Genomic DNA, 24846 nt, shown 5'->3' on the forward strand with positions numbered 1-24846 from the left:
GTGCCGCCCCGGCCGGCGGCCGGGGGCGGTCGGCTCAGCCCTTGCCGCCCGCCTTCAGCACCTGGGCCGCGGCCACGCCCGCCGCGCTGAAGCCGTGCCCGCCGCCCTCGACCTCGGCGGCGACGGCGAGGTCGCCGCGGTAGGCGATGAACCAGCTGTTGTTGGCCTGGCCGCCGGCCTCGACGGTGCCGGTCTTGGCACCGATCTGGCCGGACAGGCCGGCCATCGGGGTACGGGCGGTGCCCTGGGTGGCGGTCTTCGCCATCATGGCGCGCAGGTCCCTGGCGACGTCGGCCGGGAGCTTGCCGGGTGCCGTCGCCCGTTTGGCGTCCTCGCGCAGCACGGGCTGGCGGAACGTCCCGCTCTGCACGGTGGCGGCGACCGAGGCCATCGCCAGCGAGTTGGCCTGGATCCGGCCCTGGCCGATGTACGAGGCCGCGGCCTCGTCCTTGTTGCCGGGCGCCGGGACGGTGGCGTCCCGGCTCGGGACGCCGATGTGCCACTCCAGCCCGAGGCCGAACTGGTCGCGGGCCACCGCGCCCAGGGTGCCGGGCTGGAGCTTCTCCAGTCCCTTGTCGATGAAGCCGGTGTTGCAGGAGTGGGAGAAGTCGTCGGCGAGCGTGTAGGACGGGAGGTCGCCGGGCTCGTCGTTGTGCCAGGCGCGCGGCGAGTAGGTGGTGGCCTTGCAGGGCACCGCGGTGTCCGGGCCGACCCCGGCCTCCAGCAGGGCGGCCGCGGTGATCACCTTCATCGTCGAGCCGGGCGCCTGGCCGCCCGCGATCGCGCGGTTGAAGCCGCCCTGCGGGGCGTACGCCATCGCCAGGATGTTCCCGGTGCTCGGCTGGACGGCCACCAGGGAGGCCGGATTGCCGTTCGCCGACTGCTGCTTGACCGCCTCCTCGGCCACCTGCTGCAGGTCGGCGTCCAGGGTGAGCTTGACCTGCGGGGCGCTCGGCGGGGTCAGCACGAACAACTGCTCCGGCTCGCTGCCGCCGCCGCCCGGGCCCGAGAGCACCACGGCCCGGCCGGTGACGGTGGCGGCGCCGTCCGGCGGGGCGATCTGGGGGAGGACGGCGCGCAGCGACGGGAAGGTGTCGAGCGGCCGGCCCTTGCGGTCGGTGGGCTTGGAGACGGCGTTGGGCAGTGCCTTCACCGCGATGGTCCCGCCCTGGGCGAGCTGCGGGTGGATCACGGACGGCTTCCAGCGCACCACGGGCCGGCCGTCCTGGGAGCGGACGACGCTCAGCACGCCGTCGTACTCCCAGGCGTCCGGGGTGCCCTCGAACTCCGCCTTCACCCGGAAGCCCAGGGCCGGTTCGCTCGGGGAGTCGGCCTGGGAGCGGCCCGTCCCGGTCAGGGCGAGCGAGCGGGGGCCCACCTGCTCCTGGAAGGCGGTCAGCGCGGCGCGGGCGGTCTCCGGCCGGTCGGTCAGACCGGCGGCGGCCGCGATGTCGCCGCGGCTCCAGGCGGCCAGGAACTCCTTGGCCGCCGCCTCGGCCTGCTCGGCGGTCGGCGGGTCCTGCGGGGCCTTCGACACGGCGCCGGGGCCCTGGTGGCCGCCGGACGGGCCGTTGTCCGTCACGGCGTTCAGCACGTTGTAGGCGCCGTAGCCGCCGACCGCCAGCAGGGCGGCGAAGACCCCGCCGGCCGCCACCATCACGACCCGGCGCGCGGTCGATCCGCGCGGGGCCCCGCCGTCGTCCTGTCCCTCGTCCTCGTCGAACGGCTCGTACCGGACGTCGTCGTCGGCGAGTTCGTCGTACTCCCGGTGGGCGCCGTAGCCGTCCTGCGGCTGGAGCCCGTCGTGCCCGTGAAGCCCGTCGTGCCCGTGGACTCCGGCGTGCCCGCTTTGCCCGCTGTGCCCGTCGTGCCCGCTGTGCCCGCTGTGGCCGTCGTCCTCGTCGTACTGGTCATGTCGGTCGTACTCGTCGTGCTGGTCGTTCTTCCGCTCCCCGGACATGGCGCCGTCCCCCCTGTGATCCTTCGTGTGCTGCGGGCACGCCCCCTCCGGTGTGTCGGCCCGCCTCGGCCCGACCGGACGAAAGTCCGTTCGGGCGCGGATCAGCCTATGCCGGGACGGGTGATCGGTCGACCGGAACGGCCCGCCCGGTGATCGGCCGGGCGGGCCGCAGGGGTGCAAGCCGGTCAGGCCCAGGGGTCGGTGAAGGACCGGCCGGGGACGGGCTTGGCGACCAGGGCGATGGCGGTGAAGAAGTTGACCTGGCCGATGGCGAGCATGAGCGTGGTCAGCGCCTTGTCGTCGTAGTGCCCGGCGACCTCGGCGTACAGCGCGTCCGACACCCGCTCGCCGTGCGGGCTGGGCCGGAGGACGGCCTCGACCAGGGCGAGCGCCGCGCGCTCGGGGGCGGTGAACCAGGGCGAGTCCGGCCAGCCGGCGACCGAGGCGATCCGCTCCTCGGACTCGCCGGCCGCGCGGAGGAATCCGGTGTGCAGGACGGTCAGGTAGGTGCTGCCGGCGAGCTGGCCGGCCCGCAGCTGGACCAGGCTGATGGTGCTCCGGGGGACGGACCCGTTGCCGGTGGCCTTGAACAGCGCGGCCGAGACCTCGGAGATCTCGGGGACGAGCTCCACCGGGTCCTGGGCCATGCGCGGGCGCAGCGGGACCTCGGCGGTGATCGGGCGGGTGTTCATGGTGGCGTTCCTCTTCTTCCGAGCGGGTGGGTGGACCGTGCGGTCACCTGTCCGACGGATCCCGGCGCGGGTTTGTGACAGCCCGTCCCGCCCGCAGTCCGAGGACGCAGCCGGTCACCAGCAGGCCGGCCATCGCGAGCAACGGTGCGGTCCACGTGCCGCTCGCGGTGCGCAGCGCCGACGCGAGCGCGGGGCCGGTGGCGGCGAGCAGGTAGCCCCAGGTCTGGGCCATGGTGGAGAGCGCGGCGACGTGTTCCGGGTCGGTGCCCCGGCGGGCGAACAGGACGGCGGCGAGCGCCTGTCCGCCGCCCATGCCGATGCCGAGGACGGCGGCCCAGAGCGGGGCGCCACCGGCCGGGGCGAGCACCAGGCCGAGCAGACCGAGGACGCAGACGGCCACCACGCCCACGATGTGCGGCCGTTGGTCGGTCCGGGCGGCGGCCAGGGTCGGGGCGAGGAACCCGCCGACGGCGAGGCCGAGGATCAGCACGGCCTGGTCGGTGCCGGCGGCGGTCCGGCTCAGTCCCGCGTCGACCAGGAGGGTGGGCAGCCAGGCCAGCGTCGCGTAGAAGACCAGGGTCTGGACGCCGAAGAAGGCCGTCAGGCTCCAGCCGAGCGCCGTCCGCCCGACCCGTCGGCGTCCGACGGGTGCGGCGGGCCCGGCCGGCTCCGGTGCGGCCAGCAGCTCCCGTGCGACCCGCAGCTGCGGCACCAGGCCGGCCGCCGCCAGGGCCGCCGGGACGACGGCGATCGCGATCGCGGCCTGCCAGGACCAGGCGTCCGCGACCGGCGCGACCAGCGCGGCGACGACCGCCGAACCGGCGCCCATGGACAGCGCGTAGACGCCCGTCATGGTGCCGATCCGCCGGGGTGCGAAGCGGGCCCGGACGAACACCGGGATCAGCACGTTCACCACCGCCACCGCGACCGCGACCAGCACCGTGCCCGCGTACAGCCCGGGCAGGCCCGCCGTCCGCAGCGCCGCTCCGACCAGCAGCAGCACGCTCGCCCAGAACAGTCCGCGCTCCTCGCCGAGCCGCTGCCGGGCCAGGGCGCCGAGCGGGGCGAACAGGCCCATGCACAGCGGCGGCAGCAGCGCGAGCAGCGTCACGGTGCCCGGTCCCCACCCGGCGACCGGCGCGAGCGGCCCGATCTGCCCGAACGCGACCCGGGTGTTGAGGCTGAGCAGGACGAAGCCGAGCACGAGCAGGGCTCCGGAGGTCCGGGGTGTGCCGGGCGCGGGTACGGCGGGCGCGGGTACGGCGGTGGCCGGCGCGGTGGTGGCGGGCGCATCGGTGGGCGGCATGAGGGGAGGGCCCTTCGCTTCGGCAAGAGGTTAGGCTTGCCTAAGCTTTCTCGCTCAAGCGCACTTGAGCGCAACCCGGCCCGAACACGATCCGGTCCGAACACGACCCGGCCCGAACGCGATCCGGTCCGGGCATGATTCGGTCGGGGCCCACCCCCGACGGAGGAGGCGGCAGATGGCGGAGCTCCACTCGATCACCGAGGTCGCGACGGCCTTCGGCCTCTCGGTGCCGGCCCTGCGCTACTACGAGGAGTGCGGCCTGGTGGCCCCCGCCGCGCGCCGAGGCCGGGTCCGCTACTACGACCGGGAGGCGCTGGAACGCCTCGCCCTGGTCCAACTCTGGCACGTGGACGGGATGATCCCGGTCGGCGGGACCGCCGCCGTACTGGCCAGCGAGCAGGCGGCCGAGCGCAGGGCGCTGCTGCACGCCCAGCGGGACGGGATGCTCGCCCGCGCCCGCCGGCTGGAGCACGCCGCGGCCGTCCTCACCCACATGCTGCTGTGCAGCCGGGACCGCCCGCTCGACTGCCCGACCACCCGGGCCCACATCAGCGCCCGGGTGGACGCCGCCCTGGCGGGCGAGGAGCTCGCCGACGGCTTCTTACCTGGGCTGCCGGACGGCTCCGCGCCGTAGGAGGCCTCAGCCCAGCACCGCCGGCGTCGGCCCGTCCGGCCGTACGGTGATGCTGTACGCCGCCCCCGCCGGCCGCGAACGGAACATCAACGGCCCCATCGGCAGCAGGAGTTCCAGCAGCGCCGTGGTCTCGCGCAGCGCGAACCGGGTGCCCAGGCAGGCGCGGGCGCCGAGGCCGAACGGGAAGTAGGCGCCGAGCTGCCCGGGCCGGTCGGCGTCGGTGGCGAAGCGGGCGGGGTCGAAGCGCTCCGGGTCGGGCCACAGTTCCGGGTCCCGGTGGGTGAGGTACGGGCAGACCAGCACGTCCGTCCCGGCGGCGATGCGGTGCCCGGCGATGACGTCGTCCTCCAGGGCATGCCGGGGGAGGAGCCAGGCGGAGGGGTAGAGCCGCAGCGTCTCGCTCACCAGCGCCTGCGGATCGGCCGTCCGGGCCTCGGGGTGGCGGTCGAGCAGCAGGAAGAGCCAGGTGAGCGTGGTGGCCGTGGTCTCGTGGCCGGCGACGAGCAGGGTGACCAGCTCGTCCCGGATCAGCCGGTCGGTGTACTCGGGGTGCCGCTCGCCCGCCTCGACCAGCATCCGCAGCACCCCGGGTTCCTCGGCCGGGTCGGCCGAGCGGGCCGCGTCGATCGCCGCGTGCGCCACCGCGTCGATCCGGGCGAGGTCCGCGGCGACCGCGTCCCGGGCGTCCGCCGCGTTGGTCGGCAGCGTCGGCATGGCGGCCACCACCCGTTCCACCGCCCGGAGTTCGCCGTCGGTCCGGTCGTCCAGCGGCTGCCCGGTGAGCGCCCGCCAGACGGTGTCCAGGGCGAAGCCGCGCATCTCCTCGCCGACGTCGAAGGTCTCCCCGGTGCGCCGGTACCCCTCCCAGCGCTCGGCGGTGCGGCGCGCCGCCGCGGCGATCCGGTGTTCGTAGCGGCGCATCCCGGTGCCGGTGAACTGGGACTGCAGCAGCCGCCGTTGACGCTTCCAGGCGTCGCCGGCGGCGGACAGCACGCCGTCCCCGACCAGCATCCGGGCGCGGTGCGAGCGCTTGACGTACCGGTCCGGGTGGTGGCCCAGGACGTGCTGCACGGCGGCCGGGTCGGTGACCAGGACGGTCGGCGTCGGGCCGAGCCGGAACGCGGCGATGCCGCCGACGCCGCGCCGCGTCCGGGCCAGCAGCTCGACGAGCTCGGCCTCCTCGGCCCGCCACTGCTCGACGGCCTCGGCGGCCAGCTCCGGTACCGGGCGGGTGTCCGTGCTCACGGGGCGGGTCCTTCCGTTCGGCTGACGGTGCGTCCGTTGCGGCCCGACTCTATGCCAGGGCGGGCCCGCCCGGGTTGCGCCGAACGGGTGGCGGCCCCGGCCCGGGGCGGCGCGGGGGCCCGCCGGGACGTCCGCGCACGGCTAGCGTGCGACCGGGCCGACCGGCCCCTGCTCGTTGCGCGGATGGGAGAACGCATGCCCGGGACCCGGCACTTCGGAGGCGGCCGGACCCGCCGAGCGGCCCGGTGGCTGGCGACGGCCCTGCTCCTCCCGGCCCTCGCGGCCTGCGGCGGCGGTGGCGGCTCCGGGTCGGCCGGTGCCCCCCAGGCCGGGCAGACCGGCCAGAACAGCGCCTCGGGGCAGCCGGACGACCAGCGGACCAAGGACGAGGGGGACCAGGGCGGCTTCCGGAACGCCGGCGAGCCCTCGGCGAACGTCCAGGGCAGCGACCGCACCGCCCGGATCAGCCTGTCCTTCCCGTCGAGCACCACGACCGGCTTCACGGCCGTGATCAGCAAGGTGTCCGACTGCGGCAGCACGGAGTACGCCACCCCCGCCTCGCAGCAGGTCCAGGTGACCAACGGGCAGACCGAGCGGGTCGAGTTCCGGCTCCCGCCGTGGAAGCCCGGCACCAAGAGCCGGAACATCTGCCTCACGGTGACGGCCGACGACTCCACCAAGCGGATCGAGGCCGTGGGTTCGGTGGAGGTCATCAGCCCCGACGACGGGGCCACCACCGGCAACGGCGGGACCCCCAGCTATGGCGGGACCAACGGCTCGACCCCCACCGGCGGGTCGAGCCCGTACACCGGTGCCCCCACCGGCTCCGGGAGCACCCCCTGAGCCCTGCCGAGGAGGCACCCCCGGGAGAGCCGGAGCGGCCGTCCTCGCGCTCCTGGTCGGACTGGATCGCCAAGCTCGCCACCTGGGTCGCCCCGACCACCCTCCTCACCGCGCTGCTCTTCTTCTTCGGCTACGCCTACACCAGTTCGCTCTACGGCTACTTCGGCATCGACGCCGGCATGATCGGCTTCGCCACTCAGGACCTGCTGCTCCGCAGTTCCCCCGCGCTCTACGTGCCGGCCGGGGTCGCCCTGTGCGGGGCGCTGGTCGGCGCGCTCGGCTACCACGTCGCGACCAGGGCCGCCGAGGCCGGCACGGTCGGCGCCCGGACGGTGCGACGGGCCTGTTCGGCCGTCGCCGTACTGGTCGTCCCGCTGCTGCTGCTCGGCTTCCTGGCCGGCTTCGAGGTGTTCGACGCCGGCCCGATGGGCACCCCGCTGCTGATCGGCGGCGGACTGCTGCTCGCGGTCCTGGCCCGGCTGCTGTACGTGCGCGGCACCGGCGCGCCGTACCCGCTGACCGGTGAGCGGGCGGCGCTGGGGATCAGCGTGGCGATCGTCGTGCTCTGCGCGTTCTGGGCGGTCGGCGGCTACGCCCAGCAGAAGGGCACGGCCGACGCGGAGCAGCTGGCCCGGCACCTCTACCGGCGTCCGGCGGTGGTCCTGGACACCCCGGAGCACCTCCACCTGGGATGGTCCGGGGTGCGGGAGACGGCGCTGCCGGGCGTGGAGCCGGGGGAGCGGTTCCGCTACCGCTACGAGGGCCTGCGCCTGCTGGCCCAATCCGGTGGCCGGATGTTCCTGATTCCGCGCACCTGGACCTGGGAGACGGGCAGCGGCCTGATCGTCCCCTTCAACGAGACCGTCCGGGTCGCCTTCCACCCGGGCTGAGACGGCCCGGGCCGGGACCCCGGCGGCCCGGGCGCACGGCTGCGCCGCGGTCCGTCCCCCTCGACGGACCGCGGCGCAGCGGCTTCACCGGGTGTCAGGGCGTCCCGGTCACACCTGCTGCCAGAGGGCGGGCACGATCGGCGGCTCCCAGCCGACCTGGGCGGTGTGGCCCTGGAGGCAGCGGTAGCTGACGCCGTTGTAGGTCACGATGTCGCCGGCCTGGTAGGTGGTGCCGGCGGTCCAGGTGCCGCCGGGGTTGGGCGAGTCGCTGCCCACCACCAGGGAGAAGCTGGTGCTGTGGGTGGCCGAGCCGGTCCCGGTCAGGGTGATGTTGTAGGTGCCGGTGGGGGTCGAGGCGGAGGTGGCGACGGTGAGCGTCGCCGAGCCGCCGGACTGCACCGAGGACGGGTTGAAGGAGACCGTCACGCCGGTCGGTGCGCCCGAGGCGGTCAGGTTGACCGTCTGGGCCGAGCCGGAGGTGGTCGAGGTGGCGACCGTCGCGGTGGTGGTCTCACCGGGCTTGACGGTGGCGGTGGTGGGGTTCACCGAGACGGAGAAGTCGTTGGTGGGCGTGGTGCCGCCGGCCGAGGTCTTCCAGATGGTGTACGCCACGCCGTCGGCGCTGCGGTTCAGCACCGTCGCGTCGATGTTGGCGGTGGTGTCGCAGGAGGAGTGGTAGCAGGAGTCGTAGGACCGGCCCGCCGTGCCGCCCCACTTGGCCGCCTGCGCCGAGGTCTTGGTGTCGCTGGCGCCGGCCGCGTAGCCGGAGGTCGGGATGCCGGCCTGCTGGAAGGAGTAGTCGTCCGAGCGGCCCTGGCCCTCGACGTTCTCCTCCGGCTTGAGGTTCAGCGAGTCCCAGTAGGCCTTCATCGGTGCGGAGGCCGCGGAGTTGATGTTGTTGATGAAGTAGCCGGCGTTGGTCGAGGCGATCATGTCGAAGTTGTAGTACGCCTTGATCGCGGAGCGCTGGGCGGAGCCCAGCTGGCCGACGTAGGACTGCGAGCCCTGCAGGCCCTGCTCCTCACCGGTCCACCAGGCGAACCGCACGTGCCGGGTCAGGCCGGGGTTCTGCTGGGCGAGCACGAGCGCGTTCTCCAGCAGGGTGGCCGAGCCGGAGCCGTTGTCGTTGATTCCGGGGCCGGCCGAGACGCTGTCCAGGTGGGCGCCGAACATGGTGACCTGGTCGGCCGGGCCGCCGGGCCAGTCGGCGATCAGGTTGTTGGACTGGTAGGTGCAGGAGGTGCAGGTCTGCTCGGTGACGCTGTAACCGGCCGCCTGGAGCTTGCCCTTGATGTACGCCAGCGACTGGCTGTGCCCGGCGCTGCCCGCCCGGCGGTGGCCGCCGTTCTGGCTCGCGATGCTGTTCAGCTGGGACAGGTGGGCCTGGATCTTGGCGACGTCGATGTCGGGCGCGGGACCGCCGGGGTTGCCCCCGCCGCCGACGGTGAGGCTGTACTGGGCGGTGTGGGTGGTGGTGCCGGCGGTGCCGGTGACGGTGATCTGGTAGCTCCCGGCCACGGCCGTCGCGGAGGCGTTCAGGGTGAGGGCGGCGGAGGAGCCGGCCTGGACCGAGGAGGGGTTGAAGCTCGCGGTGACGCCGGACGGCAGGCCGGAGGCGGTCAGGGCGACGGTCTGGGCGGTGCCGGAGGTCACCGCGGTGCTCACCGTGGCCGTGGTGGAGGCGCCGGGCTGGACGGAGCCGGAGGCCGGGCCGAGGGAGAGCGAGAAGTCGCTGTTGCCGGACGGCGTGCAGGTGGGGTCGCCGGTCTGGGCGGGGACGCTGACGGCGTCCCAGGCGGCCTTGGCGCGGTTGAAGAAGGTGCAGGTCGGGTCGATGCTCTTGGCGGCGGTCAGGGTGGTGGTGCGGTAGCGCTTGTAGGTCATGCCGCTGGTCTTGAGGAGCATGCCGCCGTAGAAGACCCGGCCGGCGTCCTTGATGCCGATGCCGGTGACGGAGGAGTTGTTGCAGGTGGGGCTGGTGGGCTTGCCGCCGCCGGGGTTGGAGCCCTCGGCGAGGAGGTAGAACCAGTGGTTCAGCGGGCCGGCCGCGGCGTGCTCCTCGGTGTTCGGGATGGACGCCGAGTAGCAGTTGGGGTTGTTGCCGACCAGGGAGGGGTTGTACATGTTGCGGATCGGGCCGTTGCCGACCAGGTTGATCATCTCGCCGACGGTGTAGTCCGGGGAGTCGTACGGCGAGGGCTCGTTGGCGTAGGCCTCGGTGAGGGCGCCCATGATGTCGCCGGTGGCCTCGCCCAGGCCGGACTCGTTGTTGGCGCCGCCGGGGGTGTACTGGTCGATGCCGTGGCCGAACTCGTGGCCGACCACGTCGATCGCGGCGATCCACTCGTTGGCCTGGCTGTGGCCGATGGATATCGTGCTGCCGTCCCAGTAGGCGTTGACGTCACTGAGGCCGACCTTGACGGGCCAGCTGCCGCCGTTGCCGTTGTGGCCGTTGCGCCCCAGCCAGTCGCGGAGCATGTCCCATTCCTTCTGGGCCGCGAACATCGCGTCGCCGCAGCCGGTCTCCTTGCTGGACGGGCTGCCGTTGCCCCAGGAGTCGCTCGACTTGGAGAAGACCTGCCCGGTGCCGTAGTCGGAACACGACAGGCCGGGCCGGTTGGGATCGCGCAGCGAGTAGGAGCCGCCCGAGCTCGTGGTGCTGATGCTGACCGGGGCGGGTCCGTTCCACTTGCTGTTGACGGTGCCGGCGCGCACGTCGTCGTAGCTGTCGAGCACCTCGCCGGTGGCCGCGTCCACGAAGACGTGCAGCGTGCTGGGCGCCGACGCGGTGCGGCCCTTGAGGACGGTCTCCCAGGCGAGCCGGCCGGTGCCGTCCTTGACCCGCACGACCAGGCGGCGGGAGTCCACCGAGTCCACGGTGGCCAGCTTCGTACGGGCGGTCCTCTCCGCGTCCGCCGCGCTGACCTGCGGGGTGGTCGAGCCGCCGACGGGGCCGGTGGCGGCGGACTGCAGGGCGCGGACCGTGCCCCGGGAGTCGGCGAGGACGACCGCGTCGCCGCCGACCACCGGCAGGCCGTGGTAACTGCGCTCGTACGAGACGGAGTACAGGCCGCCGAGCCAGGGCGTGACGGCCTTGCGCTCGTACGTCTCGCCCGGGCCCTTGGCCAGCCCGTCCAATCCCGCGTTCGCAGCCGCGTCGGCGGCGTTGACGGCGGCGGCCAGGGCGCTCGGCGGCGCCGGGGAGGGGGCGGGTGCGGCGGTGGCCGGCCCCGCGGTGGCGGCGATCATGCCGGCCAGCACGGTCAGGGCGGTCGCCGCGGTCAGCAACCTTCCCGCGGAAATCCTGCGTTGCATCGGGGCTCCTCGCGTGTGGGGGTCCTCGACCGCGGACGGCAGGCCGGTGGCACACCGCAGGGGGCCGCATCGGGGGGACGGCCGTGCGGGCCGTCCGCGCTCGGGTGCCCGAACCCTCACACGACGTCATGCCCGGGTCAATGCCTGGTGCGTGCGAGGCAAGGGGTTGGCAAATTCCGTCAAGCCCGCAGGTCCGGCTTTGCGTCAAGCTGGGCTTTCCTTCAAGTGGTTGAGACCACCTCATGTACGGAGCCGGTGGCGATCGAGTACCGTCCTCGTCATCGGAGTCGTCGGAATCACTGGAACCGTCGGCAGTCCCTGCGACCGGCCGAGGACGACCCGCCCGGGGAGGCAGCCGTGCAGCGCAACCGTGTGGTCCCCGCGGCGGCGGTGCCGGCACCGCCGACCGGCCGGGGGCAGGACGCCTGGCGCGAGTTCGGCGCCCGGTTGCGGCACTGGCGGCGCCGGGCCGGACTCACCCAGGCGCAGCTCGGCGCCGGGATCGGCTACGACCACACCGCGGTCAGCAAGATCGAGCACGGCGCCCGCCGGGTCACCCCCCGGGTCGCCGACCGGATCGACGAGCTCCTCGGCGCGGAAGGCGAGTTGAGCGCCGCGTGCCAGCGCGCCGAGAGCGCCGAGCTGTGCGTGCTGGACGCCTTCTCACCCGCTCTGCTCCGACCTCCGCTGCCGGGCGGGGCGGCGCCCGGCGCGCCCGTCCCGCCCCCAGCCCCCGCTCCGCTGCGACTGCCGGACTACGGCCTGCTCTGCCCGCTGCACGGCGCCGAGGGCTGCGCGGTCCCCGAGGCCGGAGAACTCGTCGCCCTGCACGCCGAGTTCTGTGCCCCGGAGGGCCTGGCCGACCCGGCCGCCGGGCGCCCGCTGGACGACGTCACCGCGCATGCCCTGACCGGGCTGCTCGCCGCCCACCTGCGCTCCGGCGAGACCGGCGACCGGCCGGGCCTGGCCGCCGCCGTGGAGCGCACCCTGCACGCGGTGCTCGCCCGGCTCGCCGGCGCCCCCGCCGCGCAGCGCGGTCCGCTGGTCCGGCTGGCCGCCGAGCACGCCCACGCGGCCGGTGCGCTGCGGATGCAGGACGGTCGCAACGCCACCGCGATGGCCTGCTACGACCGCGCCCTCACCTGGGCCGGGCTGGCCGTGGACCGGGCCACCCAGGTCGGCACGCTCAGCGACATGAGCGTCCTGGCCCGGCTGGACGGCGACCCGGTCGCGGCGCTCGGCTACGCCCGCGAGATCGAACGGGTCGCTCCGGACCGGCACTGGGCCGGCGCGATGGGCCGGATCAGCCGGGCCCGGGCGTACGCGCTCACCGGTGACGTGCGGGCGACCGTCCGGCAGATCGGGCTGGCGCGGGCGCACCTGGACCACATCGGCGCGGAGGACGAGGTCGACGTGCCCTGGCTCTCGATCGCCTCGATGCGGATGCGGGTCGAGTCCGCCGCGGCCGCCGCGCTGCGCGACCTGGCCGCCGCCACCGACGACCCCCGGCTGGCCCGCCGCGCGCTGGACGCCACCGAGACCGCCCTCGGCCTGCTGGGTCCGGACCAACTGCCCTCCAGTCGACTGCTCTTCATCGTCCGGGCGGCCGACTGCCACGTCTGCGCGCACGACCCGGCGACGGCCGTCGAACTGCTCGGCCCCGCCCTGGAGGCGACCGGCGTGACCGCCCTGCCCGCGCTGGTCGAGTACGAGCTGCGCGGTCTGCGCGACCGTCTCGCGGCGCACGCGCCCCGTGCCGCGCACCGGTTGGCGGAGCCGGCCCGCTCCTGATCGGGCGGTGCTCCGGGGGCCGTGGCGACGGTCGCCCGTTTGGCTGGATCAGGTGGCCGCGCGGGGTGGCGCGGAAGGGGCGCACACCAGCGCCCGCCGACCTGGACGGATGCGGTCGCACGCCGCCAATTCCCACGCCTTCTCGAAAATGCGCCCCCTTCACGCCGTACGAACGTCAACTTCGTGAGCGTATAGTCCGCCGATCGGGTCATTCATGGAGTTAACACGTCGAATGACTGTCACGGCGCGAGTCTGCCGCTAGAGTCTCTGACGTTTCCAGTCGTTAGTCCGCGAAGAACGGGGGGCGCGTGCTGTCAGCCATTGCCCGCCGGCTCGCCCACCCGCTGCTGCTCCTGGGTGTGCTGTGCACGGCCGTCGCGACCCTGCACTTCCACTGGGCGCCGGACCGGGTCTCCCCGCTCTTCCTGGTCGCCGTCCTCGGATACCTGGCGGTCCTGGAACGGGTGATCCCGTACCGGATCGACTGGCATCCGAGCCGACGCGAACTCGGCTGGTACAGCGTCTACTTCGTGCTGAGCATGGTCGGCGGAGCGCTGGCCCAGGGGCTGGTGGCGACGCTGGTTGAGGTGCTCGGCCCGGCCCACCCGGCGCTGCCGTTCGCGGTGGAGATCCCGCTCGCGCTGCTGGTCGGCTCGCTCGGCGACTACCTCGTGCACCGCTGGTCCCACCGCAACCGGTGGCTCTGGCGGCTGCACGGGGTGCACCACGTCCCGGACAAGGTGAACGTCGCGAACAACGGCGTGAATCATTTCCTGGACGTGCTCGTCGCACAGTCCGTGGTCCAACTGTCGCTGGCGCTGATCGGATTCTCGCCGGATTCAGTGTTCGTGGTCGGAATATTCGTCCTGGCTCAGGGGTATTTCGTCCACGCCAACATCGAAGTCCGAATCGGCCCGCTCGGCCACGTCCTGGCCGGGCCGGAACTCCACCGCCTGCACCACAGCACCGACCTCGCCGAAGCCGGCCACTACGCCTCCGACCTCTCGCTCTGGGACCACGTGTTCGGGAGCTTCACCTGGCGGCCCGGCAGGGTGCCGAAGGCCGTCGGCCTCACCGACCCGGCCGCGTTCCCCACCACCGGGGAGCTCGGTGCCACGCTGCTGCACCCCTGGCGCCGGGCGAAGACCACCGAGCAGTCCGTCTGAACCCCGGCCCGAGCGGCCGCCCCCACTTGCCCGTGTCCCCGGCGCCACGCCATCACCCCCGGATTGGACCATGACCTCCTCGCCCTTCGCCGTGCCCCGCGAACGCATCGCGATCACCGGTATCGGCTGCCGCCTGCCAGGACACGCCAACGACCACCGGTCCTACTGGAGCAACCTGATCGAGGGCCGGGACTGTCTCGCAGAGACGCCCGCCGACCGCTACGACACCGGCACCCTGGGCAGCAGGGACCGGGCCAAGCCGGGGCGGCTGATCGGTGGCCGGGGCGGCTACATCGACGGCTTCGACACCTTCGACCCGGACTTCTTCGGGATCAGCCCGCGCGAGGCCGAACACATGGACCCGCAGCAGCGCAAGCTCCTGGAGGTCAGCTGGGAGGCCCTGGAGGACGGCGGCCTGCGCCCCGGCGAACTGGCCGGCCGCGAGGTCGGCGTCTACATGGGCGCCTTCACCCTCGACTGGAAGATCCTCCAGTTCGCCGACCTCGACTTCGGCACCATCGCGGCGCACACCGCCACCGGCACCATGATGACGATGGTGTCCAACCGGATCTCGCACTGCTTCGACTTCCGCGGGCCCAGCGTCTCGATCGACACCGCGTGCAGCTCCTCGCTGGTCGCGGTCCACCTCGCCTGCCAGAGCCTGCTCCGTGGTGAGACCGAACTCGCCCTGGCCGGCGGGGCGTTGCTGCACATGGCGCCGCAGTACACGATCGCCGAGACCAAGGGCGGCTTCCTCTCCGCGGACGGCCGGTCGCGCGCCTTCGACGCCTCCGCCGACGGCTACGTCCGGGCCGAGGGCGTCGGCGTGGTCGTGCTCAAGCGGCTCTCCGACGCGCTGCGCGACGGGGATCCGGTGCACGCCGTCATCCTCGGCACCGGCGTCAACCAGGACGGGCGCACCAACGGCATCACCGTCCCCAGCGCGGACGCCCAGGTCACCCTGATCGAGCGGGTCTGCGCCGAGGCCGGGGTGGTGCCCGGCAGCCTCCAGTACGTCGAGGCGCACGGCACCTCCACCCCGGTCGGCGACCCGATCGAGGCCGCCGCCCTCGGCCGGGTGCTCGGCATCGGCCGCCGGCCCGGGGACCGCTGCTACGTCGGCTCGGTCAAGACCAACATCGGACACACCGAGGCGGCGGCCGGCGTCGCCGGGCTGATCAAGACCGCGCTCGCGATCAAGCACCGCCGCATCCCGCCGCACCTCAACCTGGAGCGGCCCAACCCCGGCATCGACCTGGACGCGCTGCCGTTCGAGATCCCGACCGTTCCGGTGGACTGGCCAGAGCACCGGGGGCCGGCCCGCGCGGGCGTCAACTCCTTCGGCTTCGGCGGCACCAACGCCCACGTGCTGCTGGAGGAGCCGCCGCGGCCCGATCCCGCCGCACCGGTGGCCGGGCCGGCCCGCTCGGTGCTGCCACTGAGCACCAAGGACACCGCCGCACTTCCCGAACTGGCCGACGCCGTACGGCAGGAGCTCGCCGGCGGGACCTCCCTGGCCGACCTCGGCCACACCCTGGCCCACCGCCGCCAGCACCTGCCCGAGCGGCTCGGGGTGGTCTACTCCACCCGGGAGGACCTGGACGAGGCGCTGGCCGCGTACGCGCGCGGCGAGGAGCACCCGCGAGTGGTCCAGGGCCGCGCCCGGGAACGCCGGCAGCGCCGGCTGGCCTGGGTGTTCACCGGCATGGGCCCGCAGTGGTGGGGCATGGGCCGTGGGCTGTACGAGCACGAGCCGGTCTACCGGGAGGCCGTGCAGGCCGTCGACCAGGAGATCCGCGCGCAGGCCGGCTGGTCGCTGCTCACCGAGCTGGGCCGGGACGAGGCGGACTCCAGGATGGCCGAGACCTGGCTCGCCCAGCCCGCCAACTTCGCCGTCCAGGTGGGCCTTTCGGCGCTCTGGCGGAGCCACGGCCTGCGCCCCGACGCGGTGGTCGGCCACAGCACCGGCGAGGTCGCCGCCTTCCACGAGGCCGGGGTGTACGACCTGGCCGACGCCGTGCGGGTGGTGCTCGCCCGCAGCCGCCTCCAGCAGCGCCTGGCCGGCAGCGGCAGCATGCTCGCGGTCGGTCTGCCGGAGGCCGAGGCCGAGCGCCGCATCCGCCCGTACCGCTCCCGGATCTCGCTCGGCGCGATCAACAGCCCCTCCGCGGTGACCCTGGCCGGGGACACCGAGGCGCTGGGCGAGCTGGCCGAGGAGCTGCGGCAGCAGGGCGTCTTCGCCCGCCTGCTGGACGTCGAAGTCCCGTACCACAGCGTGCGGATGGACCCGATCCGGGACGAGCTGGTGGCCGCGCTCGCCGTCATCAAACCCCAGGAGGCGCGGCTGCCGCTCTACCTGACCGCCCGCGAGGGGCTCGCCCGCGGGCCGGAGCTGGACGGCGAGTACTGGTGGCAGAACGTCCGCAACCCGGTGCGCTTCCGGGCCGCCGTCGAGCGGATGGCCGAGGACGGCCACGGACTGTTCCTGGAAATCGGCCCGCACCCGGTGCTCGGCCACGCGATCCGCGAGTGCGCGGAGCGGGCGCACGTCCTGCCGTCGATCCGCCGGCAGCAGGACGAGCCCGAGCGCCTCGCCCGCAGTCTCGCCGAACTGCACACCCTCGGCGTCGAGTTGAGCTGGGACGCGCTGCACCCGGCGGGCCGTCCGGTGCCGCTGCCGGCCTACCCGTGGCGGCGCGACCGGTACTGGGTGGAGCCCAAGCCGGTCGAGCAGGTCCGGCTCGGGCAGCTGGACCACCCGCTGCTCGGCCGCCGCACCGGGAGCGCCCAGCCCGGCTGGACCGTGGCGCTCGACCCCGAGCGGCTGCCCTACCTGACCGACCACCGGATCGAGGGCCAGGTCGTCTTCCCCGCCGCCGGGTACCTGGAGATGGCCGCCCAGGCCGTCCGCACCCTGACCGGCGGCACCGAGGTGACGCTGGCCGAGATCGAGCTGAACCGGGCGCTGTTCCTCTCCGAGACCGAGCCCGTCCCCGTCCAGCTCGGCTACGGGCCGGAGGACGCCCGCTTCACCATCGCCTCCACCCCCGCCGGCGGCGAGCCCGCCGTGCACGCCGGCGGCCGGGTCCGCACCGGCCAGCGCCGCGGCTACGGCCCCGCACTGGACGCGGACGCCCTCCGGGCCCGGGGGCGGCACCTCGACGGCCCGGACTGCTACCGGCAGCTGGCCGCGCGCGGCTACGACTACGGGCCCGCCTTCCAGGCCATCGCCGAGGTGTGGGCGGGCCCCCGCGAGGCGCTCGCGCGGATCCGGCCGACCGCCGAGCTCGGCCCGGACGCGGCCGACCACCACCTGCACCCGGTGCTGCTGGACGGCTGCTTCCAGACCCTGCTCACCACCCGGCTGGAGGAGCCCGAGGGCGGCAGCGTCCGGCTCCCCGTCTCGATCGCCGAGGTCCGGCTCGACGAGATCGGCGACCGCCCGCTGTGGGTGCACGCCACCGTCACCCGGGACAGCGGCGAGGAACTCGTCGGCGACCTCGCGCTCTACACCGAGGACGGCACCCCGGTCGGCCGGGTCACCGGCTTCCGGGTCGCCGACGTCGCCCAGGCCCCGGCCTCCGTCGGGCTGGCCACCATCGACGGCTGGCTCACCGAGGTCGACTGGGTGGAGGTCGCCGCGCCGGCCGTCGACGGGCCCCCCGGCGACCTGGTGCTGTTCGCCGACGAGGGCGGCCTCGCCGAGCGGCTGGCCGCCCTGGCCACCGGCCGGGGCGCCCGCTGCCACCTGGTCCGGCCCGGCGCCGAGTACCGGCACGGCGAGGGGCACTCGACCGTGCGGCCCGACTCCGCCGAGGACGTCCGGCGACTGTTCGCCGAGCTCGACCCAGGCTTCGCCACCGTCGTCCACCTCTGGAACCTCGACCAGCCCGCCCTCGCCGCCACCACCGCCGACCGGCTCGGCCCGCTCGCGACCCTCGGCGCCTACTCCCTGATCGCCCTCGCCCAGGCCCTGCCCGCCGCCCGCCCGGACGGCCGGCTGCACATCGTCACCCGGGGCACCCAGCCCGCCGCCCCCGGCGACCGGGTCGAACCGCTCGGCGCCCCCGCCTGGGGCATCGGCCGGGTGCTGTGGCAGCAGGAGCTGGTCGCCCAGCGCGGCACCCTGATCGACCTCGACCCGGCCGTCGACGCCGCCGACCAGGCCGAGGCGCTGCTCGCCGAACTCGCCGCCCGGGACGAGCAGGAGATCGCCCTGCGGTCCGGCGGCCGGCTCACCAGCCGGCTGCGGCAGGCCGAGGGCCTCACCCGGCCGCTGCCGCCGGTCCTGCGCCCCGACGGCAGCTACCTGGTCACCGGAGCCTTCGGCGCCCTCGGCCGGCTGCTCTGCCGCACCCTCGTCCGGCGCGGCGCCCGGCGGCTGATCCTGGTCGGCCGCACCGCCCTGCCCGAGCGCTCCGAGTGGGCGTACACCGACCCGGACACCCCCGTCGGGCAGCGGATCGCCTTCCTGCGCGAGCTCCAGGCGCTCGGCGCCGAACCGCTGCTCGCCCCGATCGACGTCACCGACGAGGCCGCCCTCGCCGACTGGCTCGCCGACTACCGGCAGCGCCAACTCCCGCCGATCCGAGGCGTGTTCCACCTCGCCGGACAGGTCAGGGACACCCTGCTGGCCCAGATGGACCGGCCGGCCTTCGACGCCGGCTACGCCCCCAAGGTGATCGGCGGCCACCTGCTGCACCGGCTGCTGCGGGACGAACCGCTCGACCACTTCGTGCTGTTCGCCTCCGTCGCCTCGCTGCTCACCACCGCCGGTCAGACCAACTACGCGGCCGGCAACGCCTTCCTGGACGCCCTGGCCCACCACCGCCGGGCCGAGGGGCTGCCCGGACTCAGCCTGGACTGGGGGCCCTGGGCCACCGGCATGATCGAGGAGCTGGGCCTGGTCGCCCACTACCGCGACGCCCGGGGCATGAGCTCGCTGCCGCCGGACGCCGGAACGGCCGTCCTGGAGCGCGTCCTCGGCCAGGACCGCGCCCAGCTGCTGGTCGCCACCGTGGTCGACTGGCCGACCTTCCTCGCCTGGTACCCGGCGCCGCCGCCGCTGGTCGCCGACCTGGCGGCGAGCGCCGCCGAGCAGGCCCCGGTCGAGACCGGCGGCTTCCTGGACGCCTACCGCGCGGCCGACCCGCAGGCCCGCCGGGAGCTGGTCGTCGAGCGGTTCACCGCCGCCGCCGCGGCCGTGCTGCGGATCGGCGCCGAACGGATCGACGCGGACACCAGGCTCGGCGCGCACGGCCTGGACTCGCTGCTCGCGATGGAACTGCGCGCCCGGGTGCACGGCGAACAGGGCGTCGCCCTGCCGGTGGTGGCCCTGCTCAGCAACGGCACTGTCGGCGACCTGGTCGACCTGCTCACCGAGGGCCTGGCCGAGCGGCTCACCGCCGACGGCGCCCCGGCCGAGGCCGAGGTCGAGCTGTACGCCGACGAGTCCCGCTTCCCGCTCACCCACAACCAGCAGGCGCTCTGGTTCCTGCGCCTGCTGCACCCGGACGGCTTCGCGTACAACATCGGCGGCGCCGTCGAGGTCCGCGCGGAGCTCGACCCGGAGCTGATGTTCGGGGCCTTCCGCCACCTCGTCGCCCGGCACCCCGAGCTGCGCGCCGCCTTCACCGCCGAGGAGGGCCGCCCGGTCCAGCGGATCCGGGAGGAGGCCGAGGCCGACACCGGACTGTTCGACGTCGAGGGCCGGCCGTGGGAGGAGATCCACGACCTGATCGTCCGCGAGTACCGGCGGCCGTACGACCTCGCCGAGGACCCGCTGGTGCGGCTCAGGCTGTTCCGGCGCGGGCCGGACCGCTGGGTGCTGATGAAGGCCGTCCACCACATCGTCTCGGACGCGATCTCCACCTTCACCTTCATCGAGGAGCTGTTCGAGGCCTACGAGGCGCTGCGCCAGGGCCGCACCCCGGAACTGCCCCCGGTGCCCGCCCGCTACCTGGACTTCCTCAACCGCCAGAACCGGTTCCTGGCCGGGCCCGAGGCGCGGCGGATGCTCGACTACTGGCGCGGCCACCTGCCGGCCGAGATGCCGGTGCTGGCCCTGCCCACCGACAAGCCGCGCCCGGCCGTGCAGACCCACAACGGCGCCTCCGAGTTCTTCCAGCTGGACGCCGAACTCACCGCCCGGGTGCACGAGCTGGCCCGGGCCAACGGCGCCACCCCGTTCATGGTGCTGCTCAGCGCCTACTACCTGCTGCTGCACCGCTGGTCCGGGCAGCCGGACATCGTGGTCGGCAGCCCGGTCACCGGCCGCACCCAGGAGGAGTTCGCCTCCGTCTACGGCTACTTCGTCAACCCGCTGCCGCTGCACGTGAGCCTGGCCGGGGAGCCGACCGTGGCCGAGCTGCTGGGCCGGGTGCGGGAGAGCGTGCTCGGCGGGCTGGACAACCAGGAGTACCCCTTCCCGCTGCTGGTCGAGCAGTTGGGCCTCCAGCACGACCCGAGCCGCTCCGCGGTGTTCCAGGCGATGTTCATCCTGCTCACCCACAAGGTCGCCGTGGAGCGCTTCGGATACCGTCTGGAGTACATCGAACTCCCCGAGGAGGAAGGCCAGTTCGACCTCACGCTGTCCGCCTACGAGGACCGCGCCGACGGCTGCTTCCACTGCGTCTTCAAGTACAACTCGGACCTCTTCGAGCCCGCCACCGTCCAGCGGCTGGCCGCGCACTACCGCAACCTGCTGGACGCCATGACCCGCGCCGCCGAGGACGAGCCGGTCGGACGGCTGCGGATGCTCGGTGACGCCGAACGGCGGGAGCTCCTCACCGGATTCAGCGGCGCCGAGCGCCGGATCGAGCACGACACCCCGGTGCCCGAGCTGATCGCCAAGGCCGCCGCCGAACGGCCCGAGGCCGTCGCGGTGGTCGCGCCCGGCCGGGACGGCGTCCGCCGGCTGACCTACGGCGAACTGGAGCGCCAGGCCCAGCGCACCGCCGTGAGACTGCGCGAACTCGGCGTCGGCGAGGGCTCGGTGGTCGCGGTCTGCCTGGAGAAGTCGCCCGAGCTGATCACCACCCTGCTGGGGATCTGGCGGGCCGGCGCCGCCTACCTGCCGCTCGACCCCGGGCACCCGGCCGACCGGCTCGCCCACCAGGTGGCGGACGCCGGAGCGGCGCTGGTGGTGGTCGACCAGCGGCGCCCGCTCCCCGCCGACCTGCCCGCCGAGCCGGTCACCCTGGAGGAACTGGACCGGCCGGTCCTGGGGGGCGCCGTGCCGCTGCCCGCCGCCGACCCGGACCGGCCCGCCTACCTGATCCACACCTCGGGCTCCACCGGCCGGCCGAAGGGAGTCCGGGTCGACCACCGGAACCTGGCCGCCGTCACCGCCGGCTGGCGCGCCGAGTACCGGCTGGACACCGAGGTCCGGGTGCACCTCCAGATGGCCGGCACCGCCTTCGACGTCTTCTCCGGGGACTTCGCCCGGGCGCTCAGCACCGGCGGCACCCTCGTCCTGGTCGACCGCGAGCTGCTCTTCGACACCGCCCGGCTGTACCGGGTGATGCGCGAGGAGGCCGTGGACGGCGGCGAGTTCGTGCCCGCCGTGGCCCGAGGGCTGCTGGCCCACTGCGAGCGCGAGGGCCTGACGCTGGACTTCCTGCGGCTGCTGATCGTCGGCTCCGACTCCTGGAAGGCCGCCGAGCACCAGCGGGTGCGCGCCCTGTGCGGCCCGCGGACCCGGCTGGTCAACTCCTACGGGCTGACCGAGGCCAGCGTCGACAGCACCTACTACGAGGGCGCGACCGAGCAGCTGGAACCCGGACGGATGGTGCCGATCGGCCGGCCGTTCCCGAACAGCGCGGTGTACGTCCTGGACCCGTACGGCGAGCCCGTCCCGGTGGGCGTGCCCGGCGAGCTGTGGATCGGCGGCGCGGGCGTCGCGGCCGGCTACCCCAACGACCCGGAGCAGACCGCCCGGCGCTTCGTCACCCTGGAGCTCGACGGCGCACCCGCGCGGCTCTACCGCACCGGCGACCTCGGCCACTGGGACACCGCCGGCACCCTGCACCTGCTCGGCCGCATCGACAACCAGGTCAAGGTCCGCGGCCACCGGATCGAGCTCGGCGAGATCGAGGCCCACCTCACCGCCCGTCCGGAACTCGCCCAGGCCTGCGTGGCGGTCCGCCAGGACGCCCGGGGCGAGGCCACCCTCGCCGCCTACGTGGTGCCCGCCGAGGGCACCGTGCTGGACCGCCGCGAACTGCGCCGCCACCTGGCCGAGCACCTGCCCACCGTGATGATCCCCTCCTACCTCACCGAACTGCCCGCCCTGCCGCTCACCCCGAACGGCAAGGTGGACCTCGCGGCCCTGCCCGAGCCGAAGGCCGACACCGCCGGGGCCCAGCACGAACCGCCCGTCACGCTCTACGAGACGAGGGTCGCCGAGCACTGGCAGAACCTGCTCGGCCTGGACGAAGTCGGCCTCCAGCACGACTTCTTCGAACTCGGCGGCAGCTCGATCCGGCTCATCGAGCTGATCCACCACCTGCAGAGCGAGTTCAACATCAGCATCCCGGTCGGCCTGCTGTTCAAGGTCACCACCCTGCACGGCATGGCCCGCACCGTCGAGCAGATCATCACCGGTGAGGTGGCCGGCGGCGAGCCCTACCTCTGGTTCAACGCCGCGGCGCCCGAGGACCGCACGGTCTTCTGCTTCCCGCCGGCCGGCGGCCACGGGCTGGTCTACCGGCAGCTCGCCGCGCACCTGCCGGAGCACCGGATCGCCTCCTTCAACTACCTGACCGGCGACGACAAGACCGCCCGCTACGCGGACCTGGTCGAGGAACTGCACCCCGCCGGGCCGTACGTCCTGCTCGGCTACTCGCTCGGCGGCAACCTCGCCTTCGAGGTGGCCAAGGAGCTGGAGCGGCGCGGACGCACGGTGGCCTCGGTGCTGCTGGTGGACGCCTACCGGGTCACCGAGGCCTTCGACCTCGGCGAGGAGCACCTGGCCGTCTTCGAACGCGAACTCCACGAGCACCTGCACCGCCACACCGGCTCGCGGATCGTCGCCCGGGAGACCATCGAACAGGCCAGGGACTACCTGGAGTTCAGCAGCCGGACGCCCAACACGGGAACCGTCAGGGCCCAGTTGGACGTGGTCTGCGAAAGCGACCGGCTCTCCGTGCACGTGGGCGGCGAACCGGGCTCCTGGCACGGCGCCTCCACCACGGGCACCGCGGTGTACGTCGGACACGGCGCCCACGCCGAGATGCTCGACGGGGACTTCGCCGCCCGCAACGCCGAACTGGCCGGCGCCATCCTGGCCGGGGGCACCGCCGATGTCCTCGGCTGACCGCGGGCCGGACTGGTCCACCAGGGAACGGGCCGCCGGCGGCCCGCCCCGGGTGATCGTGATCGGGGCCGGCCTGGCCGGCCTCGCCACCGGCTGCTACGCGCAGATGAGCGGCCTGGAGACCCGGATCTTCGAGAAGCACGTGCTGCCCGGCGGCTGCTGCACCGCCTGGTCCCGGCACGGCTACCTGTTCGACTACTGCATCGACTGGCTGATCGGCACCGCCGAGGGCACCGGGGCGCACCAGGTCTGGAGCGAACTCGGCGCCCTGGACGGCAAGTCGGTGACCCGCTTCGACACCTTCAACCGGGTGGTCGACGAACACGGCCGGGCCGTCACCTTCTACGGCGACCCGGACCGGCTGGAGGCCCACCTGCTGGCCCTCGCGCCCGGCGACGCCAAGCCGATCCGGGCCTTCTGCCGGGACCTGCGCCGCTACGCCGCGATCGAGCTGCCCTGGGACCTCACCCCGCCGCCGCTGCGCACCACGGCGGAACGGCTGCGCACCCTGCGCACCGTCCTGCCCGCGTTCCGGCTGTTCTGGCGCACCGCGACCACCCCGATGAGCGGCTTCGCCGAGCGGTTCCAGGACCCGCTGCTGCGGCGGGCCTTCCCCAACATGTTCCTCCAGGAGCCCGAGGGCTTCCCGCTGCTGCCGTACCTGTACACCCTGGCGGCCGCCCACAACGGCAACGCGGGTTTCCCGGAAGGCGGTTCGCTCGGGCTGGCCCGCTCGGTGGAGGAGCGCTACACCTCGCTCGGCGGGGTGATCGGCTACCGCTGCCGGGCGGAGCGCATCCTGATCGAGGACGGGCGCGCGATCGGAGTGGAACTCAAGGACGGCTCCCGGCACTTCGCCGACCACGTGGTGGCCGCCTGCGACGGTCCGACGGTGCTCGACCGGCTGCTGGAGGGCCGGTACTCCAGCCCCGCCACCGAGAAGCTGTACGGCGAACTGCTCGACAAGCCGGGCAACCTGTACCCGGCCGTGGTCTCCGCCTTCGTCGGCGTCGACGGCCCGCTGCCCGAGGGCGAACCGCACAGCACCACCTACCTGCTGTCGCCCGAGGACGGTGCGCGGCTGCCCGGCTCGCTCCAGCGCAGCCTGGTGGTGCAGCTGCGCTCCACCTATGCGGACGGCTTCGCCCCGCCCGGCAAGTCGGTGCTGCACTGCACCTACTTCAGCGACTACCGCTCCTGGAAGGACCTGCGGAGCAGCGACCGCCGGGCCTACCGGGCGCGCAAGCAGGAAGTCGCCGCGTTCGTCCGGGAGTTCCTGGAGCGGACCTACCCCGAGCTCGGCCCGCGGATCGAACTCGTCGACGTGGCGTCGCCGGTGACCACCGAGCGGTTCACCGGCAACACCTACGGCAGCATCCTCGCCTGGCAGGCCTTTTCCGAGGCCGAGGACGCGGCCAACCGGCTGGTCAACCGGGACCGGATGCGGCTGCCCGGGCTGAGCGGCTTCTCCATGGCGGGCCAGTGGACCTCGCTCGGCGGGCTGATCCGGGCCGCCACCAGCGGACGGTTCGCCGCGCAGTACCTCTGCCAGGAGCTCGGCCGGCCGTTCCGGGCCTGGCCGAGCGACAACCGGGAACCCTGGCACGCGGGCAAGTGGGGCCGGCTGCCGCAACTTGGCCGGGCCACCGTGGGAGCGCCGGAAGTGGGAGTGGCGGAGTGAGCGGGAC

The 24846-nt window shown here is 74.1% G+C and carries 12 protein-coding genes; 7 read left to right on the plus strand and 5 right to left on the minus strand.

Annotation, left to right across the window (positions count from 1 at the left end; genetic code table 11):
• Positions 1 to 34 precede the first annotated feature (34 nt).
• From ACGFSC_RS31700 to ACGFSC_RS31710, 3 genes are all read right to left on the minus strand, one after another.
• Complete coding sequence (locus tag ACGFSC_RS31700) at positions 35 to 1960, minus strand: penicillin-binding transpeptidase domain-containing protein (RefSeq protein ID WP_359915283.1); 1926 nt, start codon at positions 1958 to 1960, stop codon at positions 35 to 37.
• Between the two features lie 185 nt (positions 1961 to 2145).
• Positions 2146 to 2652 carry a carboxymuconolactone decarboxylase family protein gene (locus ACGFSC_RS31705; RefSeq protein ID WP_359915285.1) on the minus strand — a complete coding sequence of 169 codons (507 nt, stop codon included), beginning with the start codon at positions 2650 to 2652 and terminating at the stop codon, positions 2146 to 2148.
• Between the two features lie 43 nt (positions 2653 to 2695).
• On the minus strand, positions 2696 to 3958 hold the full coding sequence (locus ACGFSC_RS31710; protein WP_359915287.1) for an MFS transporter: 1263 nt from the start codon (positions 3956 to 3958) through the stop codon (positions 2696 to 2698).
• Positions 3959 to 4133: 175 nt separating this feature from the next.
• Here ACGFSC_RS31710 and ACGFSC_RS31715 point away from each other — a divergent pair, with 175 nt between their 5' ends.
• Positions 4134 to 4592 (plus strand): MerR family transcriptional regulator, encoded by a 459-nt coding sequence (locus ACGFSC_RS31715; RefSeq protein ID WP_359915289.1) that lies wholly within the window; start codon positions 4134 to 4136, stop codon positions 4590 to 4592.
• Between the two features lie 6 nt (positions 4593 to 4598).
• Here ACGFSC_RS31715 and ACGFSC_RS31720 read toward each other — a convergent pair whose 3' ends face one another.
• Entirely contained in the window at positions 4599 to 5837 is a 1239-nt protein-coding gene (locus ACGFSC_RS31720) for a cytochrome P450 (protein ID WP_359915291.1), read from the minus strand.
• Between the two features lie 195 nt (positions 5838 to 6032).
• On the opposite strand from ACGFSC_RS31720, the gene ACGFSC_RS31725 reads away from it, so the two are divergent.
• Positions 6033 to 6680, plus strand: coding sequence for a hypothetical protein (locus tag ACGFSC_RS31725; RefSeq protein ID WP_359915293.1), 648 nt, complete (start codon positions 6033 to 6035; stop codon positions 6678 to 6680).
• A 179-nt stretch (positions 6681 to 6859) separates the two neighbouring features.
• Positions 6860 to 7570 (plus strand): hypothetical protein, encoded by a 711-nt coding sequence (locus ACGFSC_RS31730; RefSeq protein ID WP_359915295.1) that lies wholly within the window; start codon positions 6860 to 6862, stop codon positions 7568 to 7570.
• 108 nt (positions 7571 to 7678) lie between these two features.
• Here ACGFSC_RS31730 and ACGFSC_RS31735 read toward each other — a convergent pair whose 3' ends face one another.
• The gene (locus tag ACGFSC_RS31735; protein ID WP_392864304.1) at positions 7679 to 10885 is read right to left on the minus strand and encodes a M28 family peptidase; all 3207 of its coding nucleotides are present in this window, start codon (positions 10883 to 10885) and stop codon (positions 7679 to 7681) included.
• Positions 10886 to 11242: 357 nt separating this feature from the next.
• Here ACGFSC_RS31735 and ACGFSC_RS31740 point away from each other — a divergent pair, with 357 nt between their 5' ends.
• The 4 genes from ACGFSC_RS31740 to ACGFSC_RS31755 all read left to right on the plus strand — a co-directional run bounded on the left by ACGFSC_RS31740 (position 11243) and on the right by ACGFSC_RS31755 (position 24839).
• Complete coding sequence (locus ACGFSC_RS31740) at positions 11243 to 12676, plus strand: helix-turn-helix transcriptional regulator (protein ID WP_359898339.1); 1434 nt, start codon at positions 11243 to 11245, stop codon at positions 12674 to 12676.
• A 308-nt stretch (positions 12677 to 12984) separates the two neighbouring features.
• The gene (locus ACGFSC_RS31745; RefSeq protein ID WP_380358803.1) at positions 12985 to 13842 is read left to right on the plus strand and encodes a sterol desaturase family protein; all 858 of its coding nucleotides are present in this window, start codon (positions 12985 to 12987) and stop codon (positions 13840 to 13842) included.
• 70 nt (positions 13843 to 13912) lie between these two features.
• Positions 13913 to 23158: a non-ribosomal peptide synthetase/type I polyketide synthase gene (locus ACGFSC_RS31750; RefSeq protein WP_359898338.1), complete on the plus strand. Its 9246-nt coding sequence runs from the start codon at positions 13913 to 13915 to the stop codon at positions 23156 to 23158.
• The gene (locus tag ACGFSC_RS31755; protein ID WP_359898337.1) at positions 23145 to 24839 is read left to right on the plus strand and encodes an NAD(P)/FAD-dependent oxidoreductase; all 1695 of its coding nucleotides are present in this window, start codon (positions 23145 to 23147) and stop codon (positions 24837 to 24839) included. Before ACGFSC_RS31750 ends, ACGFSC_RS31755 begins: the two co-directional genes overlap by 14 nt.
• Positions 24840 to 24846: the final 7 nt, after the last annotated feature.

The sequence above is a fragment of the Kitasatospora sp. NPDC048715 genome, assembly GCF_043198905.1.
Taxonomy (GTDB): Bacteria; Actinomycetota; Actinomycetes; order Streptomycetales; family Streptomycetaceae; genus Kitasatospora; species Kitasatospora lactacystinica.